At 63.4% G+C, this 22,164-nt stretch carries 23 protein-coding genes; 12 read left to right on the top strand and 11 right to left on the bottom strand.

The window, feature by feature from the left end; genetic code table 11:
* Window positions 1-222: 222 nt before the first annotated feature.
* Window positions 223-1,653, bottom strand: coding sequence for an FAD-binding oxidoreductase (locus HNQ95_RS26950; protein WP_182575659.1), 1,431 nt, complete (start codon window positions 1,651-1,653; stop codon window positions 223-225).
* A 206-nt stretch (window positions 1,654-1,859) separates the two neighbouring features.
* On the opposite strand from HNQ95_RS26950, the gene HNQ95_RS26945 reads away from it, so the two are divergent.
* Together HNQ95_RS26945 and HNQ95_RS26940 are read left to right on the top strand one after the other, a co-directional pair.
* Entirely contained in the window at window positions 1,860-2,339 is a 480-nt protein-coding gene (locus tag HNQ95_RS26945; protein WP_246340996.1) for a thioesterase family protein, read from the top strand.
* A 150-nt stretch (window positions 2,340-2,489) separates the two neighbouring features.
* Window positions 2,490-2,687 (top strand): hypothetical protein, encoded by a 198-nt coding sequence (locus tag HNQ95_RS26940; RefSeq protein WP_067960475.1) that lies wholly within the window; start codon window positions 2,490-2,492, stop codon window positions 2,685-2,687.
* Between the two features lie 46 nt (window positions 2,688-2,733).
* Here HNQ95_RS26940 and HNQ95_RS26935 read toward each other — a convergent pair whose 3' ends face one another.
* Together HNQ95_RS26935 and HNQ95_RS26930 are read right to left on the bottom strand one after the other, a co-directional pair.
* Entirely contained in the window at window positions 2,734-3,612 is an 879-nt protein-coding gene (locus HNQ95_RS26935) for a dienelactone hydrolase family protein (RefSeq protein WP_246340995.1), read from the bottom strand.
* 132 nt (window positions 3,613-3,744) lie between these two features.
* The gene (locus HNQ95_RS26930; RefSeq protein ID WP_182575658.1) at window positions 3,745-4,287 is read right to left on the bottom strand and encodes a glyoxalase superfamily protein; all 543 of its coding nucleotides are present in this window, start codon (window positions 4,285-4,287) and stop codon (window positions 3,745-3,747) included.
* Window positions 4,288-4,553: 266 nt separating this feature from the next.
* Between HNQ95_RS26930 and HNQ95_RS26925 the strand changes: the two genes are divergently transcribed.
* The 6 genes from HNQ95_RS26925 to HNQ95_RS26900 all read left to right on the top strand — a co-directional run bounded on the left by HNQ95_RS26925 (window position 4,554) and on the right by HNQ95_RS26900 (window position 12,159).
* Complete coding sequence (locus tag HNQ95_RS26925) at window positions 4,554-7,052, top strand: ATP-dependent helicase (protein WP_154386671.1); 2,499 nt, start codon at window positions 4,554-4,556, stop codon at window positions 7,050-7,052.
* A 186-nt stretch (window positions 7,053-7,238) separates the two neighbouring features.
* Window positions 7,239-8,222, top strand: a complete 984-nt coding sequence (locus HNQ95_RS26920; RefSeq protein WP_182575657.1) for a sterol desaturase family protein — start codon at window positions 7,239-7,241, stop codon at window positions 8,220-8,222.
* 395 nt (window positions 8,223-8,617) lie between these two features.
* Window positions 8,618-10,129: a DUF4153 domain-containing protein gene (locus HNQ95_RS26915; protein ID WP_182575656.1), complete on the top strand. Its 1,512-nt coding sequence runs from the start codon at window positions 8,618-8,620 to the stop codon at window positions 10,127-10,129.
* A gap of 5 nt (window positions 10,130-10,134) precedes the next feature.
* Window positions 10,135-10,827 carry a response regulator transcription factor gene (locus HNQ95_RS26910; RefSeq protein WP_182575660.1) on the top strand — a complete coding sequence of 231 codons (693 nt, stop codon included), beginning with the start codon at window positions 10,135-10,137 and terminating at the stop codon, window positions 10,825-10,827.
* Window positions 10,824-11,828 (top strand): HAMP domain-containing sensor histidine kinase, encoded by a 1,005-nt coding sequence (locus HNQ95_RS26905; protein ID WP_263006630.1) that lies wholly within the window; start codon window positions 10,824-10,826, stop codon window positions 11,826-11,828. Before HNQ95_RS26910 ends, HNQ95_RS26905 begins: the two co-directional genes overlap by 4 nt.
* 139 nt (window positions 11,829-11,967) lie before the next feature.
* On the top strand, window positions 11,968-12,159 hold the full coding sequence (locus HNQ95_RS26900) for a DUF1059 domain-containing protein (protein WP_154386673.1): 192 nt from the start codon (window positions 11,968-11,970) through the stop codon (window positions 12,157-12,159).
* Between the two features lie 72 nt (window positions 12,160-12,231).
* Here HNQ95_RS26900 and HNQ95_RS26895 read toward each other — a convergent pair whose 3' ends face one another.
* The 4 genes from HNQ95_RS26895 to HNQ95_RS26880 form a co-directional block, all read right to left on the bottom strand.
* The gene (locus HNQ95_RS26895) at window positions 12,232-12,534 is read right to left on the bottom strand and encodes a hypothetical protein (RefSeq protein ID WP_182575655.1); all 303 of its coding nucleotides are present in this window, start codon (window positions 12,532-12,534) and stop codon (window positions 12,232-12,234) included.
* Between the two features lie 218 nt (window positions 12,535-12,752).
* On the bottom strand, window positions 12,753-13,133 hold the full coding sequence (locus HNQ95_RS26890) for a low affinity iron permease family protein (RefSeq protein WP_182575654.1): 381 nt from the start codon (window positions 13,131-13,133) through the stop codon (window positions 12,753-12,755).
* Between the two features lie 62 nt (window positions 13,134-13,195).
* Window positions 13,196-13,837 carry a DapH/DapD/GlmU-related protein gene (locus HNQ95_RS26885; RefSeq protein WP_182575653.1) on the bottom strand — a complete coding sequence of 214 codons (642 nt, stop codon included), beginning with the start codon at window positions 13,835-13,837 and terminating at the stop codon, window positions 13,196-13,198.
* A 36-nt stretch (window positions 13,838-13,873) separates the two neighbouring features.
* Window positions 13,874-14,362 carry a CreA family protein gene (locus tag HNQ95_RS26880; RefSeq protein WP_182575652.1) on the bottom strand — a complete coding sequence of 163 codons (489 nt, stop codon included), beginning with the start codon at window positions 14,360-14,362 and terminating at the stop codon, window positions 13,874-13,876.
* 162 nt (window positions 14,363-14,524) lie between these two features.
* On the opposite strand from HNQ95_RS26880, the gene HNQ95_RS26875 reads away from it, so the two are divergent.
* The 4 genes from HNQ95_RS26875 (at window position 14,525) to HNQ95_RS26860 (ending at window position 18,105) form a co-directional block, all read left to right on the top strand.
* Window positions 14,525-14,686, top strand: coding sequence for a hypothetical protein (locus HNQ95_RS26875; RefSeq protein WP_182585838.1), 162 nt, complete (start codon window positions 14,525-14,527; stop codon window positions 14,684-14,686).
* Window positions 14,687-14,720: 34 nt separating this feature from the next.
* Entirely contained in the window at window positions 14,721-15,299 is a 579-nt protein-coding gene (locus HNQ95_RS26870; protein WP_154386678.1) for an SCO family protein, read from the top strand.
* Between the two features lie 21 nt (window positions 15,300-15,320).
* The gene (locus tag HNQ95_RS26865) at window positions 15,321-16,193 is read left to right on the top strand and encodes a 50S ribosomal protein L11 methyltransferase (protein ID WP_182575651.1); all 873 of its coding nucleotides are present in this window, start codon (window positions 15,321-15,323) and stop codon (window positions 16,191-16,193) included.
* Between the two features lie 82 nt (window positions 16,194-16,275).
* Complete coding sequence (locus tag HNQ95_RS26860) at window positions 16,276-18,105, top strand: aminopeptidase P family protein (RefSeq protein ID WP_182575650.1); 1,830 nt, start codon at window positions 16,276-16,278, stop codon at window positions 18,103-18,105.
* Window positions 18,106-18,153: 48 nt separating this feature from the next.
* Here the strand turns inward: HNQ95_RS26860 and HNQ95_RS26855 are convergent, their stop codons facing one another.
* The 4 genes from HNQ95_RS26855 to ligA form a co-directional block, all read right to left on the bottom strand.
* Entirely contained in the window at window positions 18,154-18,450 is a 297-nt protein-coding gene (locus HNQ95_RS26855; RefSeq protein ID WP_154386681.1) for a branched-chain amino acid transport AzlD family protein, read from the bottom strand.
* Window positions 18,447-19,175: an AzlC family ABC transporter permease gene (locus tag HNQ95_RS26850; RefSeq protein WP_246340994.1), complete on the bottom strand. Its 729-nt coding sequence runs from the start codon at window positions 19,173-19,175 to the stop codon at window positions 18,447-18,449. Before HNQ95_RS26850 ends, HNQ95_RS26855 begins: the two co-directional genes overlap by 4 nt.
* Before the next feature lie 154 nt (window positions 19,176-19,329).
* A complete protein-coding gene (locus HNQ95_RS26845) occupies window positions 19,330-19,938 on the bottom strand; it encodes a 3'-5' exonuclease (protein ID WP_154386708.1) in 609 nt (202 codons plus the stop codon).
* 8 nt (window positions 19,939-19,946) lie between these two features.
* Entirely contained in the window at window positions 19,947-22,103 is a 2,157-nt protein-coding gene (gene ligA / locus HNQ95_RS26840) for an NAD-dependent DNA ligase LigA (protein ID WP_154386683.1), read from the bottom strand.
* Window positions 22,104-22,164: the final 61 nt, after the last annotated feature.

The following is a 22,164-nucleotide window of genomic DNA, read 5'->3' as shown; positions in this document are numbered from 1 at the left end:
TCTCAAGTGCGGTTTGTTCAGGGCCGGCTCGCTTCAACATCACCCACTGAATCACAAACCCCCAACTCTCGCCAGGGGTTTGTCAGCAGTCTGAGACGCATAAGCGTCTGTATTGGCCTTTCGGCCTCATCGGCACTTGGGCCGACGCTTCAGCGATGGAAGTCTCTACGCATAAGATTCCTGGTTGGACGGCGCCGCAGTAGCAGCACCGCCCACGCCACGTCAATGCCCTGTCGATTGTTCCGCCGCGGGTAACACCTTGCCGGGATTGAGAATATTCTGCGGGTCGAGTGCGGCCTTGATCGTCCGCATCACCTGCACGCCATGGCCGTGCTCGCGCTCCATCAGACCCATCTTGCCCTGGCCTATGCCATGCTCGCCGGTCGAGGTGCCGTCCATCGAGATCGCCCGCTCGGCCAGCCTCTTGACGAATTCCTCCGCCCTGCCGATGTCGGCGGGGTCGTTCTGATCCATCAGCACCAGCGTGTGGAAATTGCCGTCACCGACATGGCCGACGATCGGTGCGATCAGGCCCAGCCGCGCTATGTCGGCCTCTGTCTCGGCGATACATTCGGCAAGGCGGGAGATCGGAACGCAGGCGTCCGTCGACAGGGCACGTGCGCCCGGCCTGAGCGTCTGCGACGCCCAATAGGCATCATGGCGCGCCTTCCACAATTTCGCCCGCTCCTCGGCGACAGTGGTCCACAGGAACGGCCCGCCGCCATACTCCGTCGCAATCTCGCCAAAGCTCTCCGCTTGCTCGGCCACGCTGGCGTCGGATCCGTGAAATTCGAGAAACAGGCACGGGCTTTCGGGATAGTCGAGCTTGGAGTAATTCTTCATCGCCCGCATCTGCAGCGCGTTGACCAGCTCGATCCGCGCCACCGGAATGCCCATCTGGATCGTCGTGATGACGGCCTGGCATGCCGCTTCGACAGTCGGGAACGGGCAGACCCCGCCCGAGATCGCCTGCGGAATGCCCTGCAGCCTGAGCGTCACCTCGGTGATGATGCCGAGCGTGCCTTCCGAACCGACGAGAAGCCGCGTCAGGTCGTAGCCCGCCGAACTCTTGCGCGCCCGATGCGAGGTCACGACCTCGCTGCCATCGGCCATGACAGCCCTGAGCGACAGCACGTTCTCGCGCATCGTGCCATAGCGCACCGCGTTGGTGCCGGAGGCGCGGGTCGCCGCCATGCCGCCGAGGCTGGCGTTCGCCCCGGGATCGATCGGGAAAAACAGGCCAGTATCGCGCAGATAATTGTTCAGCGCCTCACGCGTCACACCCGCTTCGACGGTGCAGTCGAGATCGTCGGCATTGACCGACACTACCTTGTCCATACGCGAGATGTCGAGCGATATGCCGCCCGCCGGAGCGTTGACATGGCCTTCCAGCGAGGTGCCGGTGCCAAAGGCGATGACCGGCACGTGATGCGCGGCACAGACCCGCACAACGTCCTGCACGTCGGCTGTGCTTTCGGCGAACACCACGCCATCGGGCGCCTGGTTGGGCAGATAGGTGGTGGTGTGGCCATGCTGCTCGCGGATCGCCTGGCCGGTCTGGAAGCGCTCGCCGAACTGCTGCTTGAGGATGCCCAGCGCAGCCGCGATCCCCTCCTCGTTCCGCGCCATCGCCTTCAGGTCGCTCAGAGCCATGTTTTCCTCCGCGTTTGGAACAGCCTGGCGCCTTGCCGGCGCCTTATGCTGCGGTAATCTGCCAGCCCCGACAGTTTGTCCAGCACCACCGTGCATGACCCCGAAAATCGGGATTATCGGAAAGGATCATGCACAAACCTAAGTTTAACAGCGTCCTTTGCGCGTCCTGACGGACGCGCGGCGCTTTAAGGTCAAGAGGATCGTCCATGCCTGCACCGTTCGTCTCGAGCGTCATGGAGGTCGAGAAAGCCTGGCTCGACTACAACGGCCACATGAACATGGCCTATTACAACGTGCTGTTCGACCGCGGCGGTGAAGAAGCGCTCGACCTGCTTGGGCTGGGCGCGGCCTATGCCCGCGATCGCAAGCTCACCACCTACACCGCCGAGATCCATGTCTGTTACGTCAGGGAGCTGCATCTTGGCGACAAGGTCACCGCCACCTTCCACCTGCTCGACCACGACGAAAAGCGCTTCCGCGTCTACCAGGAACTGCACCATGTCGACGGCTGGCTGTCGGCGACGTCAGAGACGCTGTCGCTGCATGTCGACATGAACGGCCCGAAGGTCGCGCCCTTCCCTCAGGACATCATGGCGAGCCTCGACGCTATGCGCTCCGCCCATGCCGCCTTGCCGACGCCCGAGCGTGCCGGTCGCTCGATCGGCATCAAACGCAAGCCCGCATAGTGGCTTCAAGGCCACAGGCGATTAACCTTACCTGTTTATAACCTGCGCCACAGCCTGAGGTTCGTTGATCGCCCCTCGCTGCCCTCCGACAATCCCATGCAAGCGAAGTTGAGTCGCGGCGGCGGGCACCGGACGGCTTTGAGGCAAGGCATGCACACTGACATCGAAGCAACGGCCAACAAACTCGCCTGCGACCCTCGCATCAGCGACTATGATTTCTGGCGTTCGCTTCGCAACATCAACAACGAACTTTTTGAGATCGCCAACAACAACCGGCCGATCCCGATCGAAATGCTGCGCTGGCGCGTCATCCTGCGCCAGGCCCGCTCCAAGCGCGGCGTGGCCTGAGCCGGCCGAAAGGCGCGCCAGCCGCGCGCCTTCACCGCTTGCCTGATCAGGCAAGCTTCTCCTTGAAGAAGTTGACCGTTCGCCCCCAGGCCAGTTCCGCCGCCGCCTTGTCGTAGCGGGCTTCCGAGGTGTCGTTGTTGAAGGCGTGCTGGGCGCCGTCATAGACGAACAGTTGGAACTCCTTGCCGGCCTTCTCCAGTGCCGCCTTGTAGGCGTCTATGCCGGCGTTGATGCGGTCGTCCTTGCCGGCATAATGCAGCATCAGGGCTGCCTTGATCTTGGCGATATCGGCCTCGTCCTTCGGCTGGGAGCCATAATAGGCAACGCCGGCGGCCAGATCGGGCGCGTTGACGGCCAGCGCGTTGACGGTTCCACCGCCCCAGCAGAAGCCCATGGCGCCAACCTTGCCATTGCCGCTTTCATGGCCCTTCAGGAACGCCACCGTGGCGACGCCATTGGCCACTGTCTGCGCCGCATCGAGCTGGCCGAACATTTCGCGTGCCTTTTCTTCATCCGCCGGCGTGCCGCCGAGCGGCGACAGATAATCGGGCGCCAGCGCCACGAAGCCTTCGAGCGCGACCCGCCGCGCCACGTCGCGGATATGCGGGTTGAGGCCGCGGTTCTCATGAATGACGATGACAGTCGGCAGCTTGCCTGTGGCGTCGGCCGGCCGGACCAGATAGCCCTTCATTTCGCCGGCACCACCGGGATAGGTAATGTCCTCGGCCTTCAGCCGCTTGTCGTCGTCGGCGACGATCGCCGCCCGCGCCTGGTTGGTCGTAAGCAACGGCACGATCGCCGCCGCGGCAGCGCCTGAGCCGGCAAGCCTGGTCAGCTTCTCCATGAAGCCGCGCCGGTCGAGTGTCAGGTGGGTGTATTCGTCATAGGCATCGATCATCGCCTGGGTAATGGCAGGTCGTGTCATTTCTCGCTCCCTGTCTGGTTCCGAGGCCGGGAGTTTAACGTATGCAAATGTAGTTGGTTTCACTGTTGCGTGATCGCCGCGGCCACGAAAAAAGCGCCCGCGCGAGGTCGGCGCGGGCGCTTCGACAAGCGCTCAGTCTTCGCTTTCCATGAAACGGATGCGGTTGCCGAACGGGTCGATCACCTGGCACTCCAGCCCCCAGTCCTGCCGCTCCAGGCCTGGGCGGTTGTACTTGTAGTTCTTGGCAATCAGCCCCTTCTGGAAGGCCTCGACGCCCTTCATGTAGCAGACAGCCGTCGCACCCGGGCTGGCGTCGCCCGAATGCTCCGACAGATGCAGCTTCAGGTCGCCGCGCGACACCTGGCAATAGAGCGGTGCGCCGGGGTGGAAGCGGTGCTCCCAGTCGAAAGTGCAGTCGAGGAATCCCTCGTAAAAGCCCCTCGCCTTGTCTTCGTCGAATATGCGGAAGATCGGCACCGGCTGGGTGAAACTCACCGCACCGCCTGTCGGCTCTTCCGCCTTCTCGAGCTTGCTCGACAGGATGTTCCAGGTCTCCACGCCGAATTGTCTGGCGACGATCTCGAGCGCCTCGCTGTGGCTGACTTCGAGGTTCTTCTGGGCAAGCGCCTCGCGCATGGCCTTCGCCATCGCCTTTGCGTCACGATAGGTTCGCATGATCTTCCGATCCTCTGGTTGTGGCGAGAAATCCCATCAGTGCCCGCATTGCCGGTGCTCTCACCATCCCATGGGATCAGGTGACGGAAGCGTCCGATGTGTTCGCCATACCCCCGGAGGGCGCGGACTGCCGGCCACATCAAGCCGTCAGCCACGCTAGCAAAGCGCCTGCGGCAGGGTCAACACCGCTCGCTTTTCCCGGCAAAACCAGAACAAAACAGAGACACTTCTGGCCTTTCCGCCCCGAATCACTACATTCGGGGCAAATGTCAGACTTTCCGGACGACATGCCCTTTTTCGACGAGCCCGGCGGGATGCCGCCCCGGGCCGCCAGCACGCCTGCGCCCAGCGGTATCGCTGCGCGCGCCATGGCCGCGCGCCAGGCGCCGTCAGCGCCCGATTACCTCAACGGCCTGAACCCCGAGCAGCGCCAGGCTGTCGAGACCACCGAAGGCCCGGTTCTGGTGCTCGCCGGCGCCGGCACCGGCAAGACGCGTGTGCTCACCACCCGCATCGCCCATATCCTCAGCCAGGGCCGCGCCTACCCCAGCCAGATCCTCGCCGTCACCTTTACCAACAAGGCGGCGCGCGAGATGAAGCAGCGCATCGGCCACCTTGTCGGCGAAGCGGTCGAGGGCATGCCGTGGCTCGGCACCTTCCATTCGATCGGCGTCAAGATGCTGCGTCGCCATGCCGAACTGGCAGGGCTGCGCTCCGACTTCACCATCCTCGACACCGACGACGTCATCCGCCTGATCAAGCAGTTGATCCAGGCCGAGGGCCTCGACGACAAGCGCTGGCCGGCGCGCCAGTTCGCCATGATGATCGACGGCTGGAAGAACAAGGGCCTCGGTCCAGCCGAGATCCCCGAGGGCGACGCCCGCTCCTTTGCCAACGGCAAGGGCCGCGAGCTCTACAAGGCCTATCAGGACCGGCTGCAGACGCTGAACGCCTGCGACTTCGGCGACCTGTTGTGTCATCCGATCCGCATCTTCCGCGCCTACCCTGACGTGCTCAAGGAATACCACAAGCGCTTCAAATACATTCTGGTCGACGAGTACCAGGACACCAACACCGCGCAATATATGTGGCTGCGGCTCCTGGCCCAGGAAACGGGTGGTCCGGGGCAGAAGAATGTCTGCTGCGTCGGCGACGACGACCAGTCGATCTATGGCTGGCGCGGCGCCGAGGTCGACAACATCCTGCGCTTCGACAAGGATTTCCCCGGTGCCGTCGTCATCCGGCTCGAGCGCAACTACCGCTCGACCGCGCACATACTGGGTGCCGCCGCCCACCTCATCGCCCACAATGAGGGCCGTTTCGGCAAGACGCTGTTCACCGATCGCAACGATCCCGAAGACGGCAAGGTCAATGTCCATGCCGCCTGGGATTCCGAGGAGGAAGCCCGCGCCGTCGGTGAGACCATCGAACAGCTGCAGCGCCAGAAACACAATCTCAACGACATGGCGATCCTGGTGCGCGCCTCGTTCCAGATGCGCGAGTTCGAAGACCGCTTCGTCACGCTTGGCCTCAACTACCGCGTCATCGGCGGCCCGCGCTTCTACGAGCGCCAGGAAATCCGAGACGCCATGGCCTATTTCCGCGTCGTCGCCCAGGGTGCCGACGATCTCGCCTTCGAGCGCATCGTCAACGTGCCCAAGCGCGGCCTCGGCGAAGCCGCCATCCGCCAGGTCCACGATACCGCGCGCGCCCTTGGCGTGCCGATGCTGCAGGCAGCCGCCCAGCTCGCCGAGAGCGACGAACTCAAGCCCAAGCCTCGCGCCGCCCTGCGCGAAGTCGCGGCCAATTTCGAGCGCTGGCAGAAGGCGCTCGACAACACCCCGCATACTGAGCTCGCCGAGATCATTCTCGAAGAGAGCGGCTATACCGATATGTGGAAGAACGACCGCTCGGCCGAAGCGCCGGGCCGACTTGAAAACCTCAAGGAGCTGATCCGCTCCATGGAGGAATATGAGTCGCTGCGTTCCTTCCTTGAACATGTCGCCCTTGTCATGGACGCCGAGCAGGACGAGCAGCTCGACGCCGTCTCGATCATGACGCTGCATTCGGCCAAGGGCCTCGAATTCGAGACCGTCTTCCTGCCCGGCTGGGAGGAAGGCCTGTTCCCGCACCAGCGTGCCCTCGACGAAGGCGGCCGCTCGGGTCTCGAGGAGGAACGCCGCCTCGCCTATGTCGGCCTGACCCGCGCCAAGAAGAACCTGCATCTGTGGTTCGTCTCCAACCGCCGCATCCATGGCTTGTGGCAGTCGACGATTCCCTCGCGCTTCCTCGACGAACTGCCCGAGGCGCATGTCGAAGTGGCTGATGCCGGCAATTCCTATGGCGGCTATGGCGGCGGCCGCCAGAACCCCTACGGTGCCTCGCGTTTCGACAGCGTCGGTGAAAAGTCCTTCTCCAACACCTACGCCACGCCGGGCTGGCAGCGTGCCCAGCAGAACCGCACCGAAGCCACCGACCGCAACTGGGGTTCCCGCTCCGGTCATTCGGTCGAACGCATAGGCTATGGCGAGACCGATTCCGGCTTCGGCGCCGGCCGCGGCTCGGTCAAGGGCCGCACAATCGACGGCGAACTGGTCGCCAAGTCGGTCGCGACGGAGCCCTCGCGCTTCGAGGTCGGCGACCGCGTCTTCCACCAGAAATTTGGCAACGGCAACATCGCCAACATCGATGGCAACAAGCTCACCATCGACTTCGACAAGGCCGGCCAGAAGAAGGTACTGGACGGGTTCGTGAACCCAGTGTGAGGGCATTTGACAGACCCGGCGCCAGAGCCAACGTCCCGCCACACGGCGCTTGACCGCTGGTTCGAACGCATGCTCGGTGATCATGGACCACAAGGTTTCGGATCCGGCTGGTTTTCCGGTCTGTTGGGGCTTTTGTTGTCCCTCGGAAGTTTCTGTGCGGTCCTGGTGTTCCGGTTTCCGGAATGGTTGACCACGTCCGAACTGCGCAGCTCCTATCCGGTCGAGTTCATGCGCGGGCTGCTCGTACTCGCTATCATTGCCGGTTTCTTCTTCTCCGCTCTGAACATCCTGCTCAGGCCGTCGAAGAAGCTGGGCCTTGCCGGTATCGGTTTTGCCACGCTGGCCATCATTCTGGGTGGCACCGGCGTCAATGTCGATTACGACGGCGACGCGCCGATTCATGTCGGCTTGGACTGGCTGGTCCTCAATGTCGTGTTGTTGTCACTCGTCTTCGTGCCGTTGGAGCGCCTGTTTCCGCTGCGTCCCGAGCATGGAACGTTCCGTGCCGGCTGGACGACCGACGGGCTCTATTTCATCGTCAGTCACGTACTGGTCGAGCTTTTGACCTTCTTCACACTGTTACCTGCGACGATTGTCTCCCAAGCCTGGCAGGCCGATACCATGAGTGCCCAGGTCAAGAGCATGCCACTCATTGCGCAAGTCCTGCTGATCATGCTCGTTGCCGACCTGACGCAGTACTGGGTACATCGCAGCTTTCACCGTATAGGTTTCGCCTGGCCGTTTCATGCCATCCATCATTCCTCGCGCGCGATGGACTGGCTGGCGGGTTCCAGGCTGCATGTGGTCGATATCGTCGTCACACGGGCACTCATTCTGGTGCCCGTGCTCCTGTTCGGCTTTTCCGAAGCCGCCCTCTACATCTGGCTGGCCATCGTGGCAGCACAAGCCACCTTCAACCACGTCAACATGCGCATACGGCTCGGCTGGCTGGAACAGTTGCTGGTCACACCCCGTTTTCACCATTGGCACCACGCGGTCAGGCCGATCGACAAGAATTTCGCCGTGCATTTCCCCTGGATCGACAGGCTTTTTGGTACATTCTATCTGCCGGCCGATGCCTGGCCCGAAAATGTCGGCATCCATAACGACCCCATACCGGAAGAGTTCGGGCGCCAACTGCTCTGGCCATTTCACCGAAAGACGCGTTAATGCACCGCGCACCGCCGGCCCACGCCCTTTCCCACCGGACGCCGTGATCCAGGGCTTGGCAGGCAGTCGCCGGGTTTGACCCATTGGTATCGCTCCCGCAACAGGCGGCCGCAGCTGATTCACTTGCCAGGTCGACCTTCAACCCTCTGCACGAAATCTGCACGAAACTCCTGAATATCTCCTCGTTCCAGCCACCATACCCACCCGCTGCAACGGCATTGATGTCATATGCAAACGACATCGAGCCCCACGCACCGCACGCCCCGCCAGCTGCCCAAACGGCTGCTCACTGAAGCATGGTGGCTGGTCGATCCAGCGCCACCTCAGGCGATCACGCCCTTCCCTGGCACATATTGCAGCCCAGCAGGACTCCCCCGCAAGCTGGAGCGTAGGGCATGAACTTCCGCCATGCCCCGTCCACCATCTCCGCCAAGGTTGGCGCCGCATTGCTGCTGACCCTTGCAGCCGATTTTCTGCTGTTCCGGCAGCCGCTGGACATTTCGCTTTTCATCTTCGCCGCACTGGCTGCTGGTGCAATGATCGCATTTCATTCTCGGGGACCCCGTCCCCGCCCGCTCGCGCTCAAAATTGTGCTCGCCGCGCTCGCTCTCGCCCCGCTCGCCGAAAATGTCAGCCTGCTTTCGGTGACGGTCGCGACCCTTTGCCTGGCGGCCTTCGCTCTGTCGGTCTCGGCCCGCCTGCGATCCGGCCCGGTAAACTGCCTCAAGCGCATCGCCGGCTTTATCCTGACAATCCCCGGCCGGCTGCCATTCGACATCGCGCGGCTACGGAAACTGGCCGGACGCCGCAAGATCTGGCGCCTTGGCAGCCTTACCGCTTGGACGCTGGCTGTCGCTCTGGGCATGGTGTTCGTCGCGTTGTTCGGCATCGCCAATCCCGTCATCGGCTACTGGATGTCGCTGATCGACATCCGGGCCATATTCAACCTTCTTGACGTCTGGCGGATTGCCTTCTGGCTCGTCGTGGCTGGCAGCGTCTGGAGCTTCCTCAGGCCAAGATTACCGCGTTGGCTACCCAAATGGCGCCTCTTCGCACCGCGGCCGATCGCCGAAGCACAGGCAAACTTGGAACCGCCCGCCGGACTGCACCAGTCGCTCTTCGGCAAGGCGGCGATCCTGCGCGCGCTTGTCGTGTTCAACCTTATCTTCGCGCTGCAGACCGTCCTCGACGGCGCTTATCTCTGGGGCGGCGTGGCATTGCCCGCTGGGCTCACCTATGCCGCCTATGCCCATCGCGGTGCCTACGCCCTCATCGTCACGGCACTCTTGGCGGCGATTTTCGTGCTGCTCGCACTGAGGCCGGGCAGCACGACCTCGGCCGATCGCCGCGTCCGCGCCCTGGTCTATCTCTGGTCGGCGCAGAACTTTGTCCTGGTCATCTCGTCCATCCTGCGGCTCGACCTCTACATCGACGCATATTCACTGACCTACTGGCGCGTTGCCGCCTTCGTCTGGATGGGACTGGTCGCTATCGGCATCGTCCTGATCATGTCCCGCATCGCTCTCGACAAGTCGAACGAATGGCTTTTCGGTGCCAACATGCTGACGCTTTCTGCAGTTCTCTACGTCAGTTGCTTCATCAACTTCGCCGCAATCATCGCCCACTACAATGTCAGCCACAGCCGCGCGATGGATGGAGGATCGGAATTGGACTGGTATTATCTGCGCTCGCTTGGACCCCAGGCCATCCCGGCAATCGACATGGTGCTGAACCGCATGGGTGATACCGGCGCGGTCGCGCGCACAAGCCTCGTCTCGCGCCACTATGAGGCGGATCGGTTTCGCGAGCAGTTGCAGAACTGGCGTGCCTGGAGTTTTCGGAACTTCCGGCTGGCAGCGTATCTCGACCGGCCTTCGCCTTTGCCTTCCGGCACAGAGCCGCAGTGACGACGATGCCGCGCCATATCCTCGTCGTCGACGACGACCCTCATATACGCGACGTGATCTGCTTTGCCCTCGACAAGGCCGGCATGGAGACCGAGCCGGTCGGCGACGGTATGGCAGCGCTGGCGCGCATAGAGCGCCGCATGCCCGACCTGGTTGTGCTCGATGTCGGCATGCCCGAGATGGACGGGCTGGAACTGTGCCGCAGGCTTCGGCGAACCTCCGACGTGCCCGTGTTGTTCCTGTCTGCCCGCGACGAGGAAATCGACCGCATCCTCGGGCTTGAGATGGGCGGCGACGACTATGTCACCAAGCCGTTCAGCCCGCGAGAGCTGGTGGCGCGCGTCAACGTCATCCTTCGCCGCGCACGGCCGGCTCCGGCGGAACTCGTCTCGGCAAGCCTCAGTCACGGCCTGATTGTGCTCGATCCTTTGCGGCGCGCGGTGAATTACGATGACCGAGACATCGACCTCACCGCGACCGAATTTACCATCGTCAAGGCGCTGATGACGAAACCGATGCATGTCCTCAACCGCAGTCAGCTGATCGATGCCAGCCACGCCGCCAACATCCACGTCTCGGAGCGAACGGTCGACAGCCACATCCGCAACATCCGCGCGAAGTTCGCAACAGTGGGTTGCTCCAACGCGATCGAGACCGTCCATGGCATGGGCTTCCGCCTCGGGCGGTGCGGCGCGTGACTGAAAAATGGCGCCCGCCCCTCGGCCTCGTCGTGCTGGCCATCCTTGCCACCGTCATGACGCTGCCGCTATTGGGGCTGTTCAGCTTCCAACTCTATCAGCAGCGCTTCGAACCGGCCACCGAGCCCGCCGTTCTATCGCATGGCGCGGTCGCCGCAGCGGCCCTTGTAACAGGCGTCACGCTGCTGATCGGCTTCGTCTTCATCCGCACCATCTCCCGTCCCATGCACGATCTGATGGAAAGAACCGCGCGCATCGCCGAGGGGCAAACGGACGCCCTCCAGCCACTTGCCCATCACGGCACGCGCGAGATGGCGGAGTTGTCCAAAGCCTTCCTCGACATGGCGCGCAAGCTGCAGATCCGCAACGAAACGATTCGCACCTTTGCCACCCACGTCTCGCATGAGCTGAAATCGCCGCTGACCGCGATCCAGGGCGCCGCCGAATTGCTGCGCGACGCCAGCGACGACATGGATCCGGCCACAAGAACGCGCTTCCTCGACAACATCGTCGCCGACACCGACAGGCTGAACCGCCTGGTTCGCCGCCTGATCGAACTGGCGCGCGCCGACAAGGCAGCGCTGCCAGGCCAGAGCACGTCGCTCACTGAGATTCTCGGCTATCTCGCTCCTGTCGAAGGTGTCGACCTGTCGATCTTGTCTGGCGCTGACATCCGCTTTGCCATGTCGGCTGAAAATGGCGCGGCCATCCTGTCCAATCTCGTCGACAACGCGCTGCGCCATGGCGCCGGCCGTTTCGTGCTGGAGGCCAGCAGCTTTGACGACACTGTGACCATAGCTGCCACCGACGATGGCTGCGGCATCTCGCCCAACAACCGCGCCCGCATCTTCGAGCCGTTCTTCACCACACGGCGTGAAACCGGCGGTACCGGCCTTGGCCTCGGCATCGTCTCGGCCTTGCTCAACGCCCATGACGGAACGATCCGGCTTGCCGGCACCGACAAGGGCACCCGCTTCGAGATCAGGCTGCCGGTGGCATAGGACTGCCACGATCAGCCTCTTGCCGGCAATCACGTCGGCGAGAGCCACCGCCGCGGCCGCCACTTACCGGTTGCCGCCCCGCATGCGCAGGAATAACATCAGGTTTGCGCTAATTGTGGATCGCAGGGAGGCGAAGACGATGCGCAGATATATCGATTGCCGTGAATTCCCGAGCGAAATGAAGTGCACCGTGGCGATCGCAGCCGACAACGAGGACGAACTGGTCAACGCTGCCGTCCAGCATGCTGTCGCCGTCCATGGCGAGCATGACACACCGGATTTCCGCGCGGAGGTCAGGAAAGCCATCCATATAGGCTCGCCGCCGGCCTGATTTGATGCTCGTGACATATTGCCGGTGCTGATGCAGGGCTCAGCAACGCATCGCGAGTGGTGATGCCCTGTCCTACTGCCGGCGCACAGGCTCGCCGCTGCGCATTGCCTTCAGCCGTTCGGCGGCCGACGCCGCCAGCTCGGCGTAGCGTTCCTCCAGAGCCTCGGCGGCAACCAGCACCTCCGGCTCGAAGTCATTGGCCTCGAGCACTTGCCTCAGCTTTTCGACAAATTCGGCCTGCTGTTCGAGCGCGGCAAACAGCTTCTTGACCTGGTCGCGGCTGATGTCGGGATTGGCGAGCGTCGCCGGAACCTCGCGCGCCATCTCGGCGCCGGTCTCGGCCTGCTCTCTGAGGATATCCAGCCAGTCAGTCACGCCACGCCATACCCTACCCGCCACAATCTTGTTCCGGACCGCGGCAATCGTCAACCGCCCGGGAGCAGCGGAGGACAGTACTTTCACGCCTGCAGCAGGAATTGCGGGCGGTGGTTTTTGTTCCCAAATCCCAAGCGCCTGCATGAAGACGCTGCAGCATAGGCAGCGCCAGGCATGCGAGGCGCAGGGACTTCTTCGTCTGCGAGGAGACGCAGCACTCACCCCTTCGCTTTCGCTCGGACATCATGCCGTTTGGCCGCTTGCTCGCATTTCTTGCGGATTTCCTCGACCTCGGTTTCGGTCAGATGCTCGATGCCGATGAAATGGTTGTGGCCGGTGCCGACCCGGATCAGCTCGTCGAGCTTGGCCTGGATCGCAGCACCGTCGCGGTTCTGGGTGTTCTGGATCAGGAACACCATCAGGAAGGTGATGATGGTCGTGCCGGTGTTGATCACCAGCTGCCAGGTGTCGGAAAAGCCGAACACCGGACCTGATACCGCCCAGGCCAACACGACAATGCAGCAGCCGAGAAAGGTCAGCGGCAGGCCGGCGGCATAGGCTACCTTGTTGGCGATCTTGGTGAAAACCTTCTCGCACATGGCCACATCCCTTCGGTGCGAAGGAAACAACCGGGCCCCGCTTCGGGTTCCGCAGCCGGCGCTTAGGCCTGCCTCGCTTCCCAGCGGTCGAGAAAGGCCTCGATCGGCAGGCTCTGCATGTCGGGGATCGCCTCGAACAGTCTTTCGCGCGGCCAATCCCACCAGGCCAGCGCCTCGATGCGGGCGATAACCTCGACGGGGAACCGCATCTTCAGCCTCTTTGCGGGCACGCCGGCAAAAACCTCAAACGGCGCGACGTCGCGCGTCACCACGGAATTCGCCCCGACCACCGCTCCATTGCCAATGCTCACACCGGGCATGATCACCGCACCATGTCCGACCCACACATCGTGTCCGATAATCACGGGCTTAGCCCTGCGACGCTCGCGGAAATCGTTGTCGACGCCGAGATAGCGGAAATACTCGTTCGGCCGGTAGCTCAGCTTGTGCGTGGTCAGCCGCTCCATCGGATGCTCTAGCGCGTTGATGCGCGTATTTGCGGCGATCGAGCAGAACTTGCCGATCGTGGTGTAGATCGCCTCGGCGTGGCGCTCGAAATAGGAGTAGTCGCCGACCACCACCTCGCGCAACACGACGCGCTCGCCGACGATCACATGGCGGCCAAGCCGGCAGCCTTTCAGCTCCGACGTCGGGTGGATTCGCGGTTCGTCATCCTTGAAGCGAAGGTTTGCTTGATCGTCCATGACGCGGATGTACGCCCGCGCCACACTGCCCGCAAGCTATTGCGGCTTGCCCTTGGCCCAGACGACGTTCTGGCCATAGAGCGGCACCGTGGTCATCGACATCTTGGCCGAGCCGTCCTGCACTTGGCGCGAATGGGCGAGATAGATTAGTGTCTCGTTTTTCTGGTCGTAGATGCGGTTCACCACCTGCTCCTTCCAGATCAGGCTGATGCCCTGTTTGAAGACCTCCTCGCCCTCCTGGCCGAGGTCGATCTCGCCAATGGTGATCGGTCCGGTCTGCTGGCACGAGATTGCGGTGTCCGACGGGTTCTCGAACCAGTTGCCTTTCTGCAGCCGGTCGATCACGCCGCGGTCGAAATAGGAGACGTGGCAGGTGACGCCCTCGACCTTGGGGTCCTTGATCGCCTCGACGATGATGTCGTTGCCGAGCCAGTCGACGCCGACCTCGCCCACCTGCTGGGCCATGGCGGGCAATGCTGCGCCGAGCGCAAGGGTGGTCGCAAGGACGGAAAGGGCAAGCCGCATGAAAGCCTCCTGAATTGGCTGAAGTCGTCCACACTTGGGTCGCCCGCGCCCGCCTTGCAAGCCAGAGACGCTGCATCCTGCTCGCGAAAAGGTGTTTTGTGGACGAATGAGAGCGTCAACATGTCCCTTTTGGCAAATCACGCGCCGCGCTATGTAGGGTTGATGAAACAGGCCTTGCCCATATCGCTTTCGGCGACCGCGTGGATCGCGCTCGGCATGATGGCGTTTGCGGCAGCTTCGGGCCTCGCCTTCGCCTCCTGGCTGGACAAGGACGCCGGCATCTTCATGTCGCTGGTCGAGGCCGGCATGTCCTGGTGCTTCTGAACCGGTCATCAATAACACCATGGAATCACAATCGATGATGCGCACGATCCTTGCCGGCATTCTGATCCTGATGGCCGCCGGCGTCGGCTGGCTGACCTTCGACTGGTACAGCAGCAAGACCAGCGCCCAGGCTTTCGGTGCGCCCTTCGTGCTTGTCGATCAGAAGGGCGCCGAGATCACCGAAGCGGCGTTCCGCGGCCAGCCAAGTGCTGTCTTCTTCGGCTTCACCCATTGCCCCGAGGTCTGCCCGACCACGCTGTTCGAGCTCGACGGCCTGCTCAAGCAGATGGGCGACGAAGGCAAGAACCTCCGCGCCTATTTCGTCTCGGTCGATCCCGAGCGCGACACGCCCGAGGTGATGAACAGCTACGTCAGCAACGTCTCCGACCGCATCACCGGCATCACCGGCTCGCCCGACAAGATCGCCGCCATGGCCAAGGCCTTCGGTATCTATTCCAAGAAGGTGCCGACCGAAGGCGGCGACTACACCATGGATCACACGGCGTCGGTGCTGTTGCTCGACAGCAAGGGTGATTTCTTCGGCACGATCGCCTATGAGGAGAACCCAGAGACCGCACTTGCCAAGCTCAAGCGGCTTGCCAAGGAAGGCTGACCCTCCTCTCCCGGACCCGACATGACCCAGACACGGCTGCACTTTACCACCGGCCGCGAAGCCGCCAACCGCATCTTCGCTGCCCTCGAAACCGCCTTCGAGGAAGATGGCTGGCCGATCGCCGTGATCGAGGTCGACGAGGACCGCGATATCCACGAGGTCTCGCTCTACACGGATGGCGATGTCGAGGACGTTGCCCGCCGCATGGCCGAGGTGGTTGCAGAAGCAGGCCACAAGGGCCCGCTGGGCCGTGAGGTGCTACCCGACGTCGACTGGGTGGCGAAGTCGCTCGAAGGCCTGAAGCCGGTGCAGGCAGGACGCTTCATCGTTCATGGCAGCCATGACCGCGAGGACGTGCGCCCCGGACAGATCGCCATCGAGATCGAGGCCGGCCTCGCTTTCGGCACCGGCCATCACGGCACCACGGCAGGCTGCCTCGCGATGATCGAAAAGGTGATGGCCGCGGAAAAACCGGCCAAGGCGCTCGACCTTGGTACCGGCAGCGCCGTGCTGGCGATCGCAGTCGCCAAGCTGGCGCCGATCCCGGTACTGGCAACCGACATCGACCCGGTCGCAACCGACGTTGCCGCCGCGAATGTCCGCCTCAATGGTGCTGCCGACCACGTCGAGACGGTCACCGCCGCAGGCTTCGACGACCCGATCTTCGCCGCGCGCGGCCCTTTCGACCTGATCGTCGCCAACATCCTGGCGCAGCCGCTGATGCTGCTGGCGCCCGAAATGGCCACGAACCTTGCGGTCGACGGCTCCCTCGTGCTGTCGGGTATCCTCGACCGTCAGCACGACGCCGTGGTCGAAGCCTATGTCGCGGCAGGCTTCCGCCACATCGAGACCTTCCACAGGGAAGGCTGGGTGACAATCCACCTCAAGAACTGAGCCCGCTGGACAAGCCGGCGGCGTTGCCAGCAACGGCCGGCGCGGATAGGTTCGCCCGACATCCAGCTTTCGGGAAACCACCATGTTCCAGTCCTTTGATTCAGCCGGCGATCCCACCGTCGGCAAGCCGCGCGTGGCGTTGCTCCGGCAATGGCTCAAGGAAAATGGGCTCGACGGCTTCGTCGTGCCCCGCGCCGATGAGCACCAGGGCGAGTATGTCCCGCCACGTTCGAATCGCCTGCGGTGGCTGACCGGCTTCAGCGGCTCGGCCGGCGTTGCGATCGTGCTCGCCCGCAGCGCCTACATCTTCGTCGACGGGCGCTACACGCTCCAGGTGCGCGACGAGGTCGATCTCGATATCTTCACCGTCGAAAGCCTGATCGACAACCCGCCATCGGTGTGGATCAAGGAAAGCCTGCCCAAGGGCGCAAGGCTTGGCATCGACCCGTGGCTGCACACCATGGGCGAGGTCAAGGCGCTGACAACGGCAACCGAAAAGGTCGGCGCCGTGCTTGTCCCCCTCGCCCGCAACCCCATCGACGCGATCTGGGAAGATCAGCCCGACGCACCGTTGGCCCCAGTCGAGATCCATCCGGAGGCCTTTGCCGGCGAACTGGCCAAGGACAAGTTGAAACGGCTCGCCGCAGCGATCGAGAACGACGGCGCCACCCATGTGATCCTGACCGACCCGTCGTCGCTCGCCTGGGCGTTCAACATCCGTGGTGGCGACGTACCCCACACGCCGCTTGCCCTTGGCTTCGCCATCCTCTCCGCCGACGGCAGCCATGCCGTGTTCATGGACAAGCGCAAACTTGGCCGCACCGAGGAGGCCTATCTCACCCAGCTTGCCGACATCAAGGCACCGAGCAAGCTCGATGACGCGGTCGCGGCCCTTGCCAAATCTGGTGCGAAGATCGCGCTCGACCCGGTGCTTGCCGCCGACAGGCTGCGCGCCCTGATCGAGGACAATGGCGGCACGGTGGTGCAAGCGCCCGACCCGGCCCGCCTGCCCCGCGCCACCAAGAATGCCCAGGAGATCGCCGGTTCGCGCGCTGCCCACCGCCGTGACGGCGCTGCTGTCGCCAAGCTTTTGTGCTGGCTCGACCGGCAGAATCCCGGCAGCCTCGACGAGATCGCCGTCGTGACCAAGCTGGAGGAATGCCGCCGCCAGACCGGTGAGGAAACGCAGATGCCGCTCCGCGACGTCTCGTTCGACACCATCTCGGGTGCCGGCGCCAATGGCGCGATCATGCATTACCGCGTCTCGAAAGCGACGAGCCGGGTGCTGGCCGAGGGTGAACTGTTCCTGCTCGATTCGGGCGCGCAATATCAGGACGGCACCACCGACATCACTCGCACTATGCCGGTCGGCAAGCCGAGTGAGGAGATGCGCGAGCGTTTTACCCTGGTGCTCAAGGGCATGATCGCGATCTCGCTGGCGCGGTTTCCCGCAGGCACGCGTGGCGCCGACATCGACGCGCTCGCCCGCATCGCACTGTGGAAGAACGGCCTCGACTACGCCCACGGCACCGGCCACGGCGTCGGGTCCTATCTCGCTGTTCATGAAGGCCCGCAGCGCATCGCCAAGACCGGCATGGAAAAGCTGCTCGCCGGCATGATCCTGTCCAACGAGCCCGGCTACTACAAGGAAGGCCATTACGGCATCAGGCTGGAAAATCTGATCCTGGTGACGCCAACCGCCGAGCTGCCCGGCGGCGACATCGCCATGCACGGCTTCGAGACGTTGACGCTGGCGCCTTTCGACCAGCGCCTGCTGCGCGCCGACCTGCTGACCCGCGAAGAGCTGGATTGGCTCAATGCCTACCATGCCCGCGTGCTGGCCGAGATCGGACCGATGCTCGACGGCGAAACGCTGGCGTGGCTGGAAAAGGCGACGGCGCAGATCGCCTGATCAGCGTGTAATGAAAACGACCGGCCGCTTCATGCGGCCGGTTTTCGTTCAGCCGATGAAATGCCGCATGGCAATCAACACGGCAGCGCCTGTCAGAAACATCGTCATCAGGCCACCACGCAGTCCAACAACGGCTGCCACGGCAAGCGCTGCCAGCTCAGCCGGACCGGCCGAGAGTGCCGCGGGTGCCACGAGCGTCGTCAGAACCGCAGCCGGCACCGCGTTCAGGCCCGCCTCGACGCGCGGATGGATGCGCTCGAAACGCGAAATGACGAGATGGCCGCCGATACGGGTCAGATAGGTGGCGACAGCGCCGGCAATGATGATCCAAAGCGTCGTGCTCATGACACCACCTCCGCCGTTTCTTCACTCGTCAGGCTCTCGTCGGACCTGACCGGCATCGCCGCCGCAAACAGCACGCCGGCCAGCGCCCCAATGGAAACATGCCAGGGTGAGCCTACGGTCTTGTAGGCGATCATCGAGGCAACGGCGCTGGCAACGACGATCGGCAGCCAGCGCGGGCGCTTGCGGAAGCTCATCACCAAACCGAGAAAATAGATCGGCAGCAGGAAGTCGAGCCCGATGGCATGGGGGTTGGGAATCAGCCGCCCGAACAGCGCGCCGAGCGCGCTTTCGGCGACCCAGAAGACATAGATCGGCAGCGCCATGCCCATGTACCAGGCAAAGGTCACCTGCTCGCCATTCTCGCCCTTGCGCTCGGCCTCGGCATATTGCGGATCGACCAGGAAGAAATAGCCGATGGCCTGCTTCAGGAACGGCCAATGGTCGATGTGCTTGCCAACGGCAGCCGAATAGAGAACGTGGCGGAAGTTGACGGCGAAGATCGATAGCACCACCAGCCACGGCGCGACATGCTGGCCGAACAACTCGATGCCGACCAGCTGGCTGGCGCCGCCATAGATCGAGGCGCTCATCAGTGTCGCCTCGACGACGGAGAAGCCGTTGTCGACGGCCAACGCCCCGAACAGGATGGCAAAGGGCGCCGACGCGACCACCACCGGCACGCTCAATCGCATGCCCTGCAAGAATTCACCGCGACGATCAGACATTAGGCCTCCGTGGCGCATCGGCCCCAGATCGAATTTTGAGCGTTGGAATGCACGATACAGGCCGAACGAGCTCGGCCAAGGCTCCATAGCTTGCGCGGGGGTCTGAATAAGTCAGCCGGCTTGGCGTGTCACATCAATTCGGTTGAGCCAACGATCAGCGCTTCTTGGCCTTCGGCGGCCGCTTCACCGAGCACGGCACATTACCGCCGGCATGAAGCCGGCCCATCGTCATGTCGAGCTTGATCGGCAGGTCGCGCAGCGCCGAGACGTTCAGCTTGCGCGCGGCTGCCAGCGCCACCTCGCCGCAGGCATGCGCGTCCTCTGCAGCATTATGGTGCCTGAAGGAGAAATCGATATGGCGCGACACCTCGTTGAGCCGGTGCGAGGTTAGCTCCTGCCACACCTTCTTCGCCATCTTGAGCGTGCAGATGTAGTCGATGTCAGGACTGACAGTGCCATACAGCTGATAGCTCGCCCTGAGCACACTCATGTCGAAGGACGCGTTGTGGGCGATCACAAGCGTGTCTGAGAGATCGTCCTCGAACTCCTCCATCACCTCGGGAAACTCGGCTGCGTCCTCGACATGTTCGGGCCGTATGCCGTGAACGGCAATGTTGAAGCGCGAGAACCGCATGTCCCGGGGGCGGATCAGTCGCTCCTCGATACGGATGACCGCGCCGTCCTCGATCCAGGCAAGGCCAATGGAGCACGGGCTGCTCCGCTGCTCATTGGCAGTTTCGAAGTCGATGGCAAGTGCTCGCATGACGTCTGTCAGCCCGCCTGCCCGACGCGTTCGAACCACTGGTCCTCTGTGATCACCTCGATACCCAGATCGGTCGCCGCCTTGAGCTTCGAGCCAGCACCTGGGCCCGCCACAACGAGGTCGGTCTTCTTGGACACCGAGCCCGCCACCTTGGCGCCAAGCTTCTCGGCCATCGCCTTGGCCTCGTCGCGCGACATCTTTTCGAGCGAGCCGGTGAACACCACCGTCTTGCCCGAAACGGGTGACGACACGTCGCCGATACGCTCCTCGTCAAGCGGCGTCACTTCGGCAAGCAGCGCATCGAGCACCTGCCTGTTGTGCTCCTCTGCGAAGAACTCGACCACCGCCTCGGCGACGATGGCGCCGATGCCGTTGACGCCGGTCAGCTCCTGCCAGGCGGCATTGCCCTTGTCACCCTTGCCCTCAGGCATCACGGCAGCAACACCAGCGGCGCGGAAGGTCTCGAAATTGATGTAGTGGCGCGCCAGGCGCTTGGCATTGGTTTCGCCGATGTGGCGGATGCCGAGCGCAAACAGGAAGCGCGAGAACTCGACCTGGCGGCGGTCGTCGATGGCCGCAAACAACTTGCGAGTCGATGTCGCGCCGAAGCCATCGATGTTCTCGAGCTTGGTGAGCGATCCTTCTTGTCGCCGCTTCAGCGTGAAGATGTCCGCCGGCGAGCCGACATGCAATGCCGGGTCCTGCGACTGGAAGAAGAACTCGATCTGCTTCTCGCCCAGGCCCTCGATGTCAAAGGCATTGCGCGAGACGAAATGGCGAAGGCGCTCCACAGCCTGTGCCGGACAGATCAGGCCGCCGGTGCAGCGGCGCACCACCTCACCCTCCTCGCGGACAGCATGGCTGTCACAGGCCGGGCAGCGCGTCGGGAACAGATAGGGCTGCGCTCCTGCCGGGCGCTTCTCCAGGACGACGTCGAGGATCTGCGGAATGACGTCACCTGCCCGCTGTACGATGACGGTGTCGCCGACGCGGATGTCATGATCCTCGTCGCGAATGGCCGCGCCGCTGTTGCCGAGGCCCTTGATGTAGTCCTCATTGTGCAGCGTGGCGTTGGTGACCACCACACCGCCCACCGTCACCGGCTGCAGCCGCGCCACCGGCGTCAGCGAGCCGGTGCGGCCGACCTGGATGTCGATGCCGAGCAGTGTCGTCGTCGCCTTTTCAGCCGGGAACTTGTGCGCGATGGCCCAGCGCGGCGAACGCGAGACGAAGCCGAGCCGCTGCTGCAGGTCGAGCCGGTCGACCTTGTAGACGACGCCGTCGATGTCGTAGCCGAGCCCGGCGCGATTGGCCTCGATCATCCGGTACTGCGACAGCAGGCCGTCGACGCTGTCGAACACCTTCATCAGCGGATTGGTCTTGAAGCCGTAGGTCTTAAAAGCCTCGACCATGCCCATCTGGGTGTCGGCCGGCATGTCGCTGACCTCGCCCCAGGCATAGGCGAAAAAGCGCAGCGGACGGCTGGCAGTGATAGACGTGTCGAGCTGGCGCAGCGAACCGGCGGCCGCATTGCGCGGATTGGCGAAAATCTGCTTGCCAGCTTCAGCATTGCGCCGGTTGAGTTCGGCAAAGTCGGCGTGGCTCATATAGACCTCGCCGCGCACTTCCAGCACCTCGGGAAAGTCGCCCTTCAGCACGTTCGGAATGTCGGCGATGGTGCGGGCGTTCGCCGTGACGTTTTCGCCGACCTGGCCGTCGCCGCGCGTCGCCGCCGTCACCAGCCGGCCGTTCTCGTAGCGGATCGACAGCGACAGGCCGTCGATCTTGGGCTCGGCGGTGATTACCACCGGCTCGTCGGCGGACAGCCTGAGGAAGCGCCTGATGCGGCCGACGAACTCGCTGACGTCCTCGTCGGCAAAGGCGTTGTCCAGCGACAGCATCGGCACGACATGGGTGACCTTGCCGAATTTTTCGGAGACGGCAGCGCCCACCGACTTGGACGGCGAGTCCTCACGCACCAGTTGCGGAAAACGCTGCTCGATGGCGAGGTTGCGGCGGCGCAGCGCATCGTAATCCGCGTCCGAAATCGTCGGCGCGTCCTCGGCATGATAACGCAGGTCGTGGCCGGCAATTTCTTCGGCCAGCCGCGCAAGCTCCGCCGCGGCTTCAGTCTCGCTCAGCGAATCGACTGGCTTGTCGGACATGGTACGGCTCCGGCTGAAAACGCGGCCACCATAGATCAGGACGCTGTCGAGCGGGAGCCGC

Origin of the sequence: Aminobacter ciceronei (genome assembly GCF_014138625.1) — a bacterium.
Taxonomy (GTDB): Bacteria; Pseudomonadota; Alphaproteobacteria; order Rhizobiales; family Rhizobiaceae; genus Aminobacter; species Aminobacter ciceronei.
This window is presented reverse-complemented; position numbering and strand designations above follow the sequence as displayed.

Excerpts from the sequence above, each read along its gene's own strand:
- HNQ95_RS26935 (WP_246340995.1), bottom strand. The coding sequence starts at position 3,612 with ATGACACGACCTGCCATTACCCAGGCGATGATCGATGCCTATGACGAA.
- HNQ95_RS26860 (WP_182575650.1), top strand. The coding sequence starts at position 16,276 with ATGTTCCAGTCCTTTGATTCAGCCGGCGATCCCACCGTCGGCAAGCCG.
- HNQ95_RS26870 (WP_154386678.1), top strand. The coding sequence starts at position 14,721 with ATGATGCGCACGATCCTTGCCGGCATTCTGATCCTGATGGCCGCCGGC.
- HNQ95_RS26950 (WP_182575659.1), bottom strand. The coding sequence starts at position 1,653 with ATGGCTCTGAGCGACCTGAAGGCGATGGCGCGGAACGAGGAGGGGATC.
- HNQ95_RS26880 (WP_182575652.1), bottom strand. The coding sequence starts at position 14,362 with ATGCGGCTTGCCCTTTCCGTCCTTGCGACCACCCTTGCGCTCGGCGCA.
- HNQ95_RS26865 (WP_182575651.1), top strand. The coding sequence starts at position 15,321 with ATGACCCAGACACGGCTGCACTTTACCACCGGCCGCGAAGCCGCCAAC.
- HNQ95_RS26945 (WP_246340996.1), top strand. The coding sequence starts at position 1,860 with ATGCCTGCACCGTTCGTCTCGAGCGTCATGGAGGTCGAGAAAGCCTGG.
- HNQ95_RS26940 (WP_067960475.1), top strand. The coding sequence starts at position 2,490 with ATGCACACTGACATCGAAGCAACGGCCAACAAACTCGCCTGCGACCCT.
- HNQ95_RS26850 (WP_246340994.1), bottom strand. The coding sequence starts at position 19,175 with ATGTCTGATCGTCGCGGTGAATTCTTGCAGGGCATGCGATTGAGCGTG.
- HNQ95_RS26855 (WP_154386681.1), bottom strand. The coding sequence starts at position 18,450 with ATGAGCACGACGCTTTGGATCATCATTGCCGGCGCTGTCGCCACCTAT.
- HNQ95_RS26845 (WP_154386708.1), bottom strand. The coding sequence starts at position 19,938 with ATGCGAGCACTTGCCATCGACTTCGAAACTGCCAATGAGCAGCGGAGC.
- ligA (WP_154386683.1), bottom strand. The coding sequence starts at position 22,103 with ATGTCCGACAAGCCAGTCGATTCGCTGAGCGAGACTGAAGCCGCGGCG.
- HNQ95_RS26875 (WP_182585838.1), top strand. The coding sequence starts at position 14,525 with ATGAAACAGGCCTTGCCCATATCGCTTTCGGCGACCGCGTGGATCGCG.
- HNQ95_RS26910 (WP_182575660.1), top strand. The coding sequence starts at position 10,135 with ATGCCGCGCCATATCCTCGTCGTCGACGACGACCCTCATATACGCGAC.
- HNQ95_RS26930 (WP_182575658.1), bottom strand. The coding sequence starts at position 4,287 with ATGCGAACCTATCGTGACGCAAAGGCGATGGCGAAGGCCATGCGCGAG.
- HNQ95_RS26915 (WP_182575656.1), top strand. The coding sequence starts at position 8,618 with ATGAACTTCCGCCATGCCCCGTCCACCATCTCCGCCAAGGTTGGCGCC.
- HNQ95_RS26900 (WP_154386673.1), top strand. The coding sequence starts at position 11,968 with ATGCGCAGATATATCGATTGCCGTGAATTCCCGAGCGAAATGAAGTGC.
- HNQ95_RS26890 (WP_182575654.1), bottom strand. The coding sequence starts at position 13,133 with ATGTGCGAGAAGGTTTTCACCAAGATCGCCAACAAGGTAGCCTATGCC.
- HNQ95_RS26885 (WP_182575653.1), bottom strand. The coding sequence starts at position 13,837 with ATGGACGATCAAGCAAACCTTCGCTTCAAGGATGACGAACCGCGAATC.
- HNQ95_RS26925 (WP_154386671.1), top strand. The coding sequence starts at position 4,554 with ATGTCAGACTTTCCGGACGACATGCCCTTTTTCGACGAGCCCGGCGGG.